The organism is [Clostridium] scindens ATCC 35704 (assembly GCF_004295125.1).
GTDB lineage: Bacteria > Bacillota > Clostridia > Lachnospirales > Lachnospiraceae > Clostridium_AP > Clostridium_AP scindens.
The window spans coordinates 26557-38962 of record NZ_CP036170.1; the positions used below are offsets into that span (position 1 = coordinate 26557).

Genomic DNA, 12406 nt, shown 5'->3' on the forward strand with positions numbered 1-12406 from the left:
CTCTTTCATCATTCTATTTGCGCCCGCAGCACTGTTTGTATTTCTTTCCGCTTCCGCATGGGCATGGATCATTGGGATAGATCTTTTTCTCTGTTCGCTTCTTAGGCGTATGGGCAGCGCTTTCATCCTTGTTGGTCCCGGTAACCTTGGCTACCTGCTCCCGTTCCACCTTCTGCTCGATCCTTACGTGAGCCAGCGTACGGATCGTGTCTTCCGAAATGCTCTTGGTCATCTGATCAAACATGTCATATCCGATCATCTTATACTCGACCTTCGGATCTCTCTGTCCATATGCCTGAAGGCCGATGCCCTGGCGTAATTGGTCCATATCATCGATATGATCCATCCATTTCGCATCAATGACTTTCAATAGGACTACACGCTCGATCTCACGCATATGCTCCGGCTCCGGAAATTCTGATTCCTTCGCCTCATAAGCCTTCGCCGCGCGTTCTTTCAGCAGATGCTTCAATTCCTTCTGGCTGAATTCCTTTACATCCTCTTCCGTGATTGGCGCCATCGGAATCGTATTATGGATGGTCATATTCAACTCTGACAGATTCCATTCATCATAATCCTGGTCCGGGCTGGTGACCATATCCACCACGTTCTCTACATACTCGTTCAGCATATGGAAGATAGAGTCGCGCATATTCTCTCCATCCAGGACGCGGCGTCTTTCTTCATATATAATCTCCCTCTGCTCATTCATGACCTGGTCATATTCCAGCAGATTCTTACGGATTCCAAAGTTGTTGCTTTCTATCTTCTGCTGCGCCTTCTCAATAGCCGTAGACAGCATCTTATGCTCGATCTGCTCGCCTTCTTCAACGCCCAGCTTCGTAAATACGTCCATCAGCCTCTCGGAGCCGAACAGGCGCATCAGATCGTCTTCCAGGGAAATATAGAATCTGGATTCTCCCGGATCTCCCTGACGTCCGGAACGTCCGCGCAGCTGGTTATCAATACGCCTGGACTCATGTCTCTCCGTACCGATGATCTTAAGCCCGCCTGCTGCCCTTGACTCGTCATCCAGCTTGATATCTGTACCACGGCCGGCCATGTTAGTGGCGATGGTTACTGCGTCATGGACGCCGGCCTGCGCAACGATCTCTGCCTCCATCTCATGGAACTTGGCATTCAGCACGTTATGCCTGATTCCGCGCTTTTTCAGCATGCCGCTTAAGAGTTCCGAATTCTCAATGGTAATGGTGCCCACCAGCACCGGCTGATGCCTGGCATGGGCTTCTTCAATCGCATCGCAGACTGCCCGGAACTTCTCCTTCTGCGTCTTATATACCGCATCCTCAAGGTCTTTCCTGATTACCGGCACATTGGTAGGAATCTCGATAACGTCCATTCCGTAGATCTCGCGGAACTCTTTTTCCTCGGTCAGTGCGGTACCTGTCATACCTGCCTTCTTCTCATATTTATTGAACAGATTCTGGAACGTGATCGTTGCCAGCGTCTTGCTCTCTCTCTTAACCTTCACATGCTCTTTGGCCTCTATCGCCTGGTGAAGTCCGTCAGAATAGCGGCGGCCCGGCATGATACGGCCGGTAAACTCATCGACGATCAGCACTTCGTCATCCTTAACTACATAGTCCTTGTCTTTGAACATCAGATTATGGGCTCTGAGGGCAAGAATGATATTATGCTGGATCTCCAGGTTCTCCGGATCTGCCAGGTTCTCAATATGGAAGAACTTCTCAACCTTTATCACGCCGTCTTCCGTCAGGTTGATATTCTTCTCTTTCTCATTTACGATAAAGTCTCCGGTCTCCGCGATGTCTTCTCCCATGATGGCATTCATCTTGCTGAATTCCCCGCTGGCTTCGCCGCGTTCCAGCTGGCGGGCCAGGATGTCGCAGGCCTCGTAAAGTTTTGTGGACTTTCCGCTCTGGCCGGATATGATCAGAGGAGTTCTGGCCTCATCGATCAGTACGGAGTCGACCTCATCAATGATGGCATATTTCAGGCCTCTTTGTACAAGCTGCTCTTTGTAGATGACCATATTGTCCCTCAGGTAATCGAAGCCCAGCTCATTGTTGGTGACATATGTGATGTCGCAGTTATAAGCCGCACGGCGCTCGTCGTTGTCCATGCTGTTGAGTACGACGCCAACGGTAAGGCCAAGGAACTCATGCACTTGTCCCATCCACTCGGCATCACGCTTAGCCAGATAATCATTGACCGTTACGATATGCACGCCTTCGCCTGCCAGCGCGTTCAGATAGGCCGGAAGGGTGGAAACCAAAGTCTTTCCTTCACCAGTCTTCATCTCGGCGATGCGCCCCTGGTGGAGGATAATGCCGCCGATCAGCTGCACGCGGTAATGCTTCATGCCCAGGGTACGGACCGCTGCTTCCCTAACCACTGCATATGCTTCCGGAAGAATGTCATCCAGCGTCTCGCCTTCCGCCAGACGCTTCTTGAATTCCCTAGTCTTTTCCTTTAATTCACTATCCGTAAGTTTTTGCATCACAGGCTCAAGCGCCTCGATCGCATCCGCGATAGGATAGATTCTTTTCAATTCATTTTCGCTATGTGTACCAAATATTTTTTGTATCAAACTCATATTGACGTATACTCCTTGTCGCTAAATTAGCCAGTCTCTGACCACTCTATTCCTCATTCTAGCACTATCTATATTCCAATTCAACTAATTTATAAAGTGTTCACAAACTGTTAATCTCACTGTCATCAATACTTTGCCACGATTTCATAGGGAATATCCCCCCCAAACAGATCCAGCGCGCTGCCGATTGTAAAGTCCAGGCTTCCTCCCGAAATCTCCCGGAAATGGTTCAGGTCTTCCAGGCTTCCGATGCCGCCGGCATAGGTGATAGGGATGCCTCCCTGTCTTCCAAGGAAGGAGACCAGGTCTTCCTCGATGCCGGAAGCCTTCCCTTCTACATCCACCCCGTGCACCAGGAATTCATCACAGTATCCGGCAATGTCATCCAGCACCTCTTTTGTCAGCCTCACCCGGGTAAACGTCTGCCAGCGGTTGGTGACGATATAGTAATCCCCGCCTTTCTTCCTGCAGCTTAAGTCGATCACCACATGCTCTCTTCCTACTGCACAGCAAAGTTCCTCCATGCAATCCCAACGGATCTGTCCGTCCCTGAACGCATAGGAGGTTACGATAACATGGCTTGCTCCCGCGTCTATATATTCCCAGGCGTTATCCGCGGTAATCCCCCCACCAATCTGCAGTCCTCCCGGATAAGCCGACAGCGCCTTTAGCGCCTGGCTCCTGGTTCGTTCATAATAATCAGAAGAAGGCGGATTCAAAAGAATCACGTGCCCTCCTTTCAACCCATCTTCCTTATATAAACGCGCATAATAGTCGGCATCCCTGGCGGAAGAGAAGTTCTCCACCGTCCTGTCTCCATTGTCCGTAAGGCTTCCTCCTACAATCTGCTTTACCTTTCCATTATGTATATCAATACACGGTCTGAATCTCATATTGCCTCCTAGTATCGGTTGTCAAAAATGCGGGTGGATTTCTTCTCGCTTCTTGGAAGGTCTCCGATTGCAACCGGCTTTACATTGGTCATAATTCCAATCTTTGCTTTAAACTCCTGCTGGATCACCTTTGCCGCCGCTTTTGGCTCCACATCCTTGTTGATTTCCACGAATAAGGTGCATACATCCTTTCCGTTCATATGGTCCAGCATGAACTGATACTCGCTGGATGCCTCTTCCACGCCCTTTAGCATCTCTTCGATCTGGCTTGGAAAGATGTTGACGCCTTTTACTTTTACCATATCATCGGTACGTCCAATCAAGGTATCAATTCTTGGGAACCGGGAGCCGCAAGGGCAGTCGCCCGGAATAAATCTGGTCAAGTCATGGGTCCTGTAACGAATCAGCGGCGCTCCCTGCTTGCGCAGCGTTGTGATGACTAGTTCCCCGATCTCCCCGTCCGGAAGCACTTCCCCGGTCTTGGGGTCAACAATTTCAAAGTATACATAGTCATCCCAGTAATGCATGCCGCACTCATAGTCGCAGCTCATGGCGATTCCCGGGCCATACACCTCAGTCAGCCCATAGATATCATAGAGCTGGACGCCCAGTTCCGCGGCAATCCTTTTGCGCATCTTCTCGCCCCAGCGTTCGGAGCCGATCACGCCTTTCTTCAGGCAGACCTTATCCGTCATGTCCCTCTTGGCAATCTCCTCTGCCAGAAGCAGCGCATAAGATGAGGTAGCACAGAGGACCGTGGCCTTCATATCCTGCATCATGCGCAGCTGCTTATCCGTATTTCCCGGTCCCATAGGAATTGTCATGGCCCCCAGGTGCTCGGCTCCCAGCTGGAATCCGATGCCTGCCGTCCATAATCCATAGCCAGGCGTGATCTGGATACGGTCAAGCGCCGTAATCCCGGCCATCTCATAACATCTTGCAAACATCTTCGCCCAGTCGTCCACGTCTTTCTGGGTATAAGGAATGATGATCGGCGTCCCTGTGGTCCCGGAAGAAGAATGGATCCTTACAATTTCTTCGTCAGGCACTGCCTGCAGCCCCAGCGGATAGGCCTCCCTTAAGTCTCCCTTCCAGGTAAACGGCAGTTTTTCAAAATCTTCCTGGGTCTTAATAGATTCAATATCAATATCCTGCAGCTTCTCTTTATAAAAGCACGGCTTTGATGTCAATAATCTCAAATTTTCCTTAATCAGTCTGAATTGTAACTCTGTCATCCGCATAAGTTGCTCCTCTTATCTTTCTTTATAATCTCTTGACTGTACGGCAGCAGCCCCCAGTTCCAGCGCCAGCACATTCATTTTGGCATACTGGGGCTTCACTCGTCTGGCAAGTTCCGCCTTCATATCCTCCATCTGGATATCCAGCACCTTGCTTCCCAGCGCGACTCCCAAAAGCGCCACGTTAAGCACCTTGGGGGATCCCGCCTTTTGGCAGATGGCCTCCCCGTCAATGACATACAGCTGATGGACATGCTTCTTCAGATATGCGATCATTGCCTCTCCATCATAGCCGCCTCCGCCAAGCGTGGCTGTCACAGGCTGTACGGCCTTCTGGTTTACTACCGCTACGCCGCCTTCCTTTAGATAAGGAAGGCATCTTACCGCCTCCGCGGGCTCAAAAGCCATGATGACATCTGCACATCCTTTCGGTATCATAGGAGAATGAATCTTTGTTCCCATCCTCACGTGGCTGACCACTGATCCGCCTCTCTGGGCCATCCCGATGGTCTCTGATGTACGTACATCCATCCCCTTATCCATCGCCGCATAGGCGATCAGTTTGGAGGCAAGCACTACGCCTTGCCCTCCCACTCCGCATAACAGACAATTTTTATTCATCATGATCCACCTCCTGAATCGCGTTAAACTTGCAGACCTGCGCACAGATACCGCATCCGGAGCACAACGACGGCTCGATTGCGGCCTTGCCATCCTCGATAACGATTGCCGGGCATCCCAGTTCCCGGATGCACTGCCTGCAGAACGTGCAGGAATCCGCCGCCACATGATATCTGGCGGTCGGTCTGGTGACGGCAATACATGGGGACTTGAATATTACGACCCTTACTCCGGCCTCATCCATGACTTCCTTTACTGCCTCCACCGCTTCGTTCAGGTTCAGAGGATCTGCCTTAACGATCCGGCTTACGCCGATCCCTTCCAGTATCTTCTCGATACTCACCTTGGCCACCACTTCTCCCATCATCGTCTTTCCGGTTCCCGGATGCGGCTGGTGCCCGGTCATCGCTGTTGTAGAATTATCCAGCACGACCAGCACGATATCCGTCTGATTATAGACCGCATTGATCACGCCCGTAAGCCCGGAGGCAAAAAATGTAGAATCGCCGATAAACGCAAAGTTCACCGTTTCCGGCTCAATGATATGAAGTCCCTGGGCGATGGTCACGTCCGCGCCCATGCACAGGCAGGTGTCTACCATATCGAGGGGCTTTGAATTGCCGAGGGTATAGCATCCGATGTCTCCGCTGAACACGGCCTTTCTACCTTTGGCAGCCTGCTTTACCGCATAAAAGGAAGCCCGGTGCGGGCATCCGGCGCACAGCACCGGAGGACGGATGGGAAGCGGGGGCATCTCTTCTGCGGCTGCTCCCTCTGCCTGATTCCCTGCCATAAATTCAGGAACAAAGCGCCCCAGGTCTTCCCTGACGCTTTCTGTGCTATTTTCCCCTGCATTCCTGGTATCTCCGGTCAGCTTGCCCTTGATGTTCACGGGAAGATGGTATTTGCCCGCTATCTTCAAAAGTTCCGTCTCAATAACCGGGTCCAGTTCTTCTATGACCAGCACTTCGTCAAGCCCTTCCAGGAATGAGACTGCCAGATCTTCAGGAAACGGATGCGGGGTTCCCACGCGCAGAAGCCTTATCTCTTCCGGGACGGCTTCCCTGGTATATGCATAGCTGATACCGCCCGTGGCTATGCCTTTCCTGGAATCCGCCTTCCCTTCCACCGTATTATACCTGTAAGAAGAAAATACATGGGACAGTTCCACATTTCTCTTCTCGATCTTCATGTGGTTCTGATAGGAAAGCCTTGGGAATATCACCCAGCGGCTGGTATCTTTTAGGAAGCCCTCCGGTTCTTTTCTCGTTGCCTCTTCTTTTAATTCCACCGTCGCGCAGCCGTGGCAGACGCGGGTCGTAGGCCTTAGCAGAACTGGTGTTCCGTATTTTTCAGAATATTCAAATGCATCCTCTACCATTTCGTAGGCTTCCTCCGGAGAAGAGGGGTCAAATACCGGAAGTTTGGAAAATGCTCCAAAATGCCGGGTGTCCTGCTCCGTCTGGGAGGATATCGGACCCGGATCATCCGCCGCCACAATGACCATCCCGCCTTTTACGCCCACATAGGCCAGGCTCATCAGTGGATCAGAAGCCACATTCAGTCCCACCTGCTTCATGGTTACCAGGGTTCTTGCCCCTGCATAGGCGCCGCCCGCAGCCACTTCCAGGGCTGCCTTCTCATTGACGGACCATTCTATATGTATCCTTCCATCATCATTATGCCTGGCAACCGTCTCCAGTATCTCCGTAGACGGCGTCCCGGGGTAGCCCGACACAAGGCTCACTCCCGCATGGATGGCGCCAAGCCCGATTGCTTCATTTCCCATCAGTAGTTCTTTCGCCATATGTATTCTCCTCACATTAAAATATATTCCTATCGGGATATTTTATCATAGTAAAGCAAGAAAGTCCAGAGTTTCATATGTCTGACGCACGGCGAAAAGAAAGCAGCCGGCAGAGATACCCGCCGGCTGCTTTCAACTTGCATAAATGACCGTTTTAAATGCTATCGGTTCGTATTGTTTGTAGCATCATCTGCTTTGTTTCTTGCATTGTCATCTGCGTTATTGCGGTCATTGTCCCCGTCAAGGCTGTCCTTTACATCATTAGCGCCGTCACGGATGTCATCTCCGATCTCGTCGGTAACGCTATTGGTATCGCCTGTGCCGTCGGTAGCATCATTGGTGTTGGTATCATTGGCCTTACCGGTATTGTCGGTTGTCGTAGTGTTATTCGTAGCGCCGTTATCATCGGCATTCTTGTCATTGCCACAGGCAGTAAGGCCCATGATTACTCCGGTGCACATCAGGATAAGCATTAATTTCTTGAACTGTTTCATGTTAAATCTCCCTTTCATGTATAATTATCTTAATCAAGTATCACTTGTTGCTAGTAATATCTGCAAATTACGATAATTTATACCTTCCCCCAAATGGAAGTTTTTAACACGGCCTCCTGTATGCACTTTCTTAAATACGCTCCGCAATCCGTCCGCTTCTGTAAGCCATAAGCAGCGCTTCCAGATCTTCAATCTGCTCTTTTAAGTCCTTTCCAATGTCCGTATCTCCCACCAGTTTGCGGATGGCCACCCGTTTTACGATGGTGCTGTCCGAATGGATATCGCTTTCCTTTTCTATGGCGGCCTCCGTAGATTCAAAAGGCTCATGGGCTGCAAGGATCAATCCGTAGGAATTGTAGATCAGCGTATACCCCGCAATTCCCGTCTCCTTCTGGTATGCCCTGGAAAATCCTCCATCAATGACCAGGACTTTCCCGTTACATTTGATCGGGTTCTCCCCATTCTTGCTTTTTACCGGCACATGGCCATTGATGATGTGGGTTCCCTCTTCCGGCAGTCCGAATTCTTTTAAGATTCCATTGATTACTTTTTCATTTTCCAGGAGACAATAATAAGGATTTTTCTTCTCCTTGTGGGTTTCCTTGTCAGCCAGAAAATAACGCTCGAATGTAGCCATCTTGTCTTTACCGAACAGCGGGGAATTCTCGCTGAGCCAGATGTACCACATCATATCCTTGCCCCGCTCCTTTTCCTTTGGATCCACGGCATAGAAGCCCTTTCTCACATAACTTTCCAGAATCTCGTACAGGCTCTTTCCTTTATAAGAGCGTCCATAGATGCGAACCGTCTTCAGGCTTCCGTCATCTTTGAGCGGCACGCAGCCATGATAGAGAAGATTATTATTGTAGACTTTGTAAAGTCCTCCCTTGCTCAAAAGGAAACGCATATGGCGCTGCAGCTTCTCGCAGTTTAAGAAGGCCCGCTCCAGCCGGTCCATTACGTCTTCCTCTTCCTTGGTAAGGGCATAGGGCTTCTTAGGATCGATGGTAGGGAAATTTTTATCCAGCAGTTCGTAAGTCTGTCCGTCTATCTCTATTGTTCCCTTTTCATAGTCGATATGATGCAGGAGATTTCTGCTTTCCATCTTGAATCCCGGATTCTTTTTGATGATCTGGCCTTCCACCTTAAACTGTATGATGGACATCGCCTTGTGCATCTTGATATCCAGAAGCATCTCCGTCTGGCTGTAATTCGGCTCTCCCTTTAACTGGAAGCATTCGCAGGGATCGTCCCCATATGTAGCCATGGCAAATGTGGCCAGCGGCAGCAGATTGATTCCGTATCCTTCTTCCAGAATATCCAGGTTCCCATACCGCGCGCAGATGCGGATCACATTGGCGATGCATCCCCTCTGGCCTGCGGCAGCACCCATCCACAGCACGTCATGATTGCCCCACTGGATATCCACAGAGTGATGCTCCATCAGTTTTTCCATGATAATATGCGGTCCGGGCCCTCTATCATAGATATCTCCTACGATATGCAGATGATCTACGGTAAGCCTCTGGATCAGCTCGCTTAGAGCCACGATAAACTCTTCCGCCCGGCCGATCCGGATAATCGTGCTTACTATAGCATTGTAGTAAGACTCCTTATCCGTCATCTCCGCCTTTTCCGTAATCAGTTCTTCAATCACATAGGCAAAATCCGGCGGCAGAGCTTTTCTTACTTTGGACCGGGTATATTTGCTTGCAGCGCACTTGCATACTTCAATCAGGCGGTACAGCGTAATCTTATACCAGTCCTCAATGTTCTTCTCTTCCTTCTTGATCCTGTCCATCTTCTCCCTCGGGTAATAAATAAGAGTAGCAAGGCCCTGCTTATCCCTGCTACTCATAGTATTCCCGAAGACATCATCGATTTTACGGCGCACTGAACCAGAGCCATTCTTAAGGACATGAGAAAAAGCCTCATATTCTCCATGAATATCCGTAAGAAAATGCTCTGTGCCTTTCGGCAGATTCAGAATTGCCTGCAAGTTAATAATCTCTGTCGATGCTTTCGCGATGGTCGGATACAATTGAGAAAGCCTTTCCAGGTAACGTACGTCTAACTCTTTCATAACATCCTCCCACTAAATGTTTTATATAATACAGTTCCTCCCTTAGAACTGGATTACATCGGACATATCGTATCTTCCGGCCGGTTTCCCCGCCAGGAACTTGGCGGCCTCCACGGCCCCTTTGCCAAATACGGTCTTAGAATATGCCGTATGCTTGAACTCGATCACCTCATCCGCTCCCGCGTAAATGACTTCGTGATCCCCCACGATGGTGCCGCCGCGTACCGCAGAGATTCCGATCTCCTTGCTGTCACGCTTCTTGCGTACCTGGCTCCTGTCATATACATAGGAATACGCATTGCCCATGGACTCATTGATAGAATCCGCCAGTGCCAGAGCCGTCCCGCTGGGCGCATCCACCTTCTGGTTGTGATGCCTTTCCACCAGTTCGATATCGAATCCGGCAGGTGCCAGCACCTTGGTGGCATCTTGAAGAAGCTTCAGGAGCAGATTGATCCCCAGGGACATATTGGCAGACTTAAGTACCGCTACCTTCTTTGCCGCTTCATCTACCTTCGCCAGCTGCTCCTCTGATAATCCGGTGGTGCAAAGAACAACCGGGATCTGCCTGTCTGCGCAAAAGTCCAGAAGCCGATCCGCTGCCGCAGAGTTGGAGAAATCAATGATCACATCTGCCTTTACATCACATTTTTCTATACTCTCAAATACCGGGTAGTCATTGGTGATTCCCGTATATGTATCAATGCCCGCTACGATTTCTATCGCTTCGTCCGCTTTTATAAGGCCGGTGATTACCTGTCCCATCTTGCCATTACAGCCATGCATAATTGCCTTTACCATATCTTGAGTCCTCCTTTATCCTGTTATAAAAATGTACAAGAAAAGGATATCATATCCGCCGCTTGGACTCAACCTATGATATCCTTTTCACATATTTTCCTACCTATATCTATACCAGCTGAATGCCAAAATCCTTCATGGCCTGCGCCAGTGATTGCTCGTGTTCCGCAGTCAGTTCTGTCAAAGGCATACGAAGCGGTCCGCAGTCCATTCCCATGAACTTCATAGCCCTCTTTACCGGAATCGGATTCACCTCGCAGAAAAGACGGTCAATCAGAGGGACTGCCTTCAACTGCAGTTTTGCGCTTCCTTCTATATCGCCTTCAAAGAACTTTGCACAGATATCGTGGGTTTCCTTTGGGGCAACATTGGCCAGCACGGAGATCACGCCGATTCCGCCTAGTGACAGTAACGGCACGATCTGGTCGTCATTTCCCGAATACAGGTCGATATTGCCGTCCGTCATGGACATAATCTTTGCAATCTGAGAAATATTTCCCGAAGCCTCTTTGACACCCACAATATTATCCACATTCTTTACCAGCGCAGCCACAGTAGCCGGCTCAATATTACATCCCGTACGGCTTGCAACGCTGTACATGATGATCGGCGCCTTTGCCTCCTTTGCCACTGCGGTAAAGTGGGCGATCAAGCCTTCCTGTGTCGCTTTATTATAGTAAGGCGTTACCACCAGAAGTCCATCTGCGCCGTTCTCTGCCGCTTCTTTAGACATGTCGATGGCCGTTCTCGTACAGTTCGAACCGGTTCCCGCAACCACAGGAATTCTTTTCCTGGTGCGCTCAATGGCAAACTTCACGCAATCCATGTGCTCCTCTTCTGTCATCGTGGCTGACTCCCCGGTAGTACCACATATAATAATACTATCTGTTCCATTCTCACAGTGATAGTCAATCAGTTCATCCAGTTTATCGTAATCAATACTTCCATCTTCCTTAAACGGCGTGACGATAGCCACCCCAGATCCCTTGAATATAGCCATAATTTTCCTCCTGACTTTCATAGACATACTAACTTTATCACACTACTCATATATTGAAATATTATCACCAATTAAATATGATGTCAATGAAAGTCTCAGGCAGAATTTCCGCCGCAGAGACTCTATTCCTCCAGGCATTCCAGTTTGCTGACAGACACCTCATAAGCGATTCTCTTCTCCGTCTCTGTCTCTGTCAGTTTCTTTATGTATTCCCTGCTCTGGATCCTTCCCATAATCTGGACATGCTCGCCCACTTCGAATGTCGACGCGAATCTTGCGTTTCTGCCCCAGCAGATGCATGGTATGTAGTCTGATTTGCCATATGGCCTGTTAACTGCCAGCAAAAGGTCCGCGATCTCTCTTCCAAGCGGCGTCTTGCGGTATACCGGCAATTTGCAGATATAGCCGTCCAGGAATATGTTGTTAGTCTTCGCCCCGTCCAGCTCCTCTTCTATAAAAGACACTTCTCTTACGAATACGGATAATACAAGTCTGTTCTTTTGTTCATCGTGTCTGTTATAAGAGCGGAACTGCCCGCTTACCATAATGAACTCTCCGGTGTAGTCCTGAGACACATCGATGAGCCGTTCCGATATCATAAGCGGAATCCTGTCTTCGGAATTGCTGAGGCGCTTTACGTTAACGTCCATCATATAAAAGCCTTCTCCAAACACTTCGTGGCTGAACGTAAACGGCGATGCGACTTCCCCCATAATGGTTACCTGGTTGTTTTCAATGATCTTATCTGACATAATTTTACAATCTCCCTTCCTCTGAATCGTATTTTGAGTCATTACATAGTCTATGAGTCAAGATTCCATTTTAGAACTAAATACTTGTAAATTTTGAAAAATGTGATAAACTAATGAAGTTGTATATTTTAATAGGTAG

10 protein-coding genes are annotated in these 12406 nt (G+C 49.4%); all 10 read right to left on the reverse strand.

The features are described 5' to 3' along the window. Window positions 1–13: 13 nt before the first annotated feature. Entirely contained in the window at window positions 14–2578 is a 2565-nt protein-coding gene (secA, locus tag HDCHBGLK_RS00145) for a preprotein translocase subunit SecA (RefSeq protein ID WP_004608344.1), read from the reverse strand. A gap of 125 nt (window positions 2579–2703) precedes the next feature. Beyond that, window positions 2704–3471, reverse strand: coding sequence for a phosphoribosylformimino-5-aminoimidazole carboxamide ribotide isomerase (gene hisA / locus HDCHBGLK_RS00150; RefSeq protein ID WP_004608343.1), 768 nt, complete (start codon window positions 3469–3471; stop codon window positions 2704–2706). A gap of 8 nt (window positions 3472–3479) precedes the next feature. Beyond that, a complete protein-coding gene (locus tag HDCHBGLK_RS00155) occupies window positions 3480–4712 on the reverse strand; it encodes a phenylacetate--CoA ligase family protein (protein ID WP_004608342.1) in 1233 nt (410 codons plus the stop codon). Between the two features lie 12 nt (window positions 4713–4724). Continuing rightward, window positions 4725–5330, reverse strand: a complete 606-nt coding sequence (locus HDCHBGLK_RS00160) for an indolepyruvate oxidoreductase subunit beta (protein ID WP_174722022.1) — start codon at window positions 5328–5330, stop codon at window positions 4725–4727. Next, window positions 5323–7137, reverse strand: a complete 1815-nt coding sequence (gene iorA / locus HDCHBGLK_RS00165; RefSeq protein WP_004608340.1) for an indolepyruvate ferredoxin oxidoreductase subunit alpha — start codon at window positions 7135–7137, stop codon at window positions 5323–5325. The genes HDCHBGLK_RS00160 and iorA overlap by 8 nt, the downstream gene beginning before the upstream one ends. 161 nt (window positions 7138–7298) lie before the next feature. Then, entirely contained in the window at window positions 7299–7631 is a 333-nt protein-coding gene (locus HDCHBGLK_RS00170; RefSeq protein WP_009249206.1) for a hypothetical protein, read from the reverse strand. Window positions 7632–7761: 130 nt separating this feature from the next. Next, the gene (locus HDCHBGLK_RS00175) at window positions 7762–9714 is read right to left on the reverse strand and encodes a fructose-bisphosphatase class III (protein ID WP_004608338.1); all 1953 of its coding nucleotides are present in this window, start codon (window positions 9712–9714) and stop codon (window positions 7762–7764) included. Between the two features lie 42 nt (window positions 9715–9756). After that, window positions 9757–10515, reverse strand: a complete 759-nt coding sequence (gene dapB, locus HDCHBGLK_RS00180) for a 4-hydroxy-tetrahydrodipicolinate reductase (protein WP_004608337.1) — start codon at window positions 10513–10515, stop codon at window positions 9757–9759. 109 nt (window positions 10516–10624) lie between these two features. Beyond that, window positions 10625–11515 (reverse strand): 4-hydroxy-tetrahydrodipicolinate synthase, encoded by an 891-nt coding sequence (dapA, locus tag HDCHBGLK_RS00185; protein WP_009249208.1) that lies wholly within the window; start codon window positions 11513–11515, stop codon window positions 10625–10627. A gap of 122 nt (window positions 11516–11637) precedes the next feature. Beyond that, complete coding sequence (locus HDCHBGLK_RS00190) at window positions 11638–12267, reverse strand: single-stranded DNA-binding protein (protein WP_009249209.1); 630 nt, start codon at window positions 12265–12267, stop codon at window positions 11638–11640. Window positions 12268–12406 lie beyond the last annotated feature (139 nt).

Excerpts from the sequence above, each read along its gene's own strand:
- secA (WP_004608344.1), bottom strand. The coding sequence starts at position 2,578 with ATGAGTTTGATACAAAAAATATTTGGTACACATAGCGAAAATGAATTG.
- hisA (WP_004608343.1), bottom strand. The coding sequence starts at position 3,471 with ATGAGATTCAGACCGTGTATTGATATACATAATGGAAAGGTAAAGCAG.
- HDCHBGLK_RS00155 (WP_004608342.1), bottom strand. The coding sequence starts at position 4,712 with ATGCGGATGACAGAGTTACAATTCAGACTGATTAAGGAAAATTTGAGA.
- HDCHBGLK_RS00160 (WP_174722022.1), bottom strand. The coding sequence starts at position 5,330 with ATGAATAAAAATTGTCTGTTATGCGGAGTGGGAGGGCAAGGCGTAGTG.
- iorA (WP_004608340.1), bottom strand. The coding sequence starts at position 7,137 with ATGGCGAAAGAACTACTGATGGGAAATGAAGCAATCGGGCTTGGCGCC.
- HDCHBGLK_RS00170 (WP_009249206.1), bottom strand. The coding sequence starts at position 7,631 with ATGAAACAGTTCAAGAAATTAATGCTTATCCTGATGTGCACCGGAGTA.
- HDCHBGLK_RS00175 (WP_004608338.1), bottom strand. The coding sequence starts at position 9,714 with ATGAAAGAGTTAGACGTACGTTACCTGGAAAGGCTTTCTCAATTGTAT.
- dapB (WP_004608337.1), bottom strand. The coding sequence starts at position 10,515 with ATGGTAAAGGCAATTATGCATGGCTGTAATGGCAAGATGGGACAGGTA.
- dapA (WP_009249208.1), bottom strand. The coding sequence starts at position 11,515 with ATGGCTATATTCAAGGGATCTGGGGTGGCTATCGTCACGCCGTTTAAG.
- HDCHBGLK_RS00190 (WP_009249209.1), bottom strand. The coding sequence starts at position 12,267 with ATGTCAGATAAGATCATTGAAAACAACCAGGTAACCATTATGGGGGAA.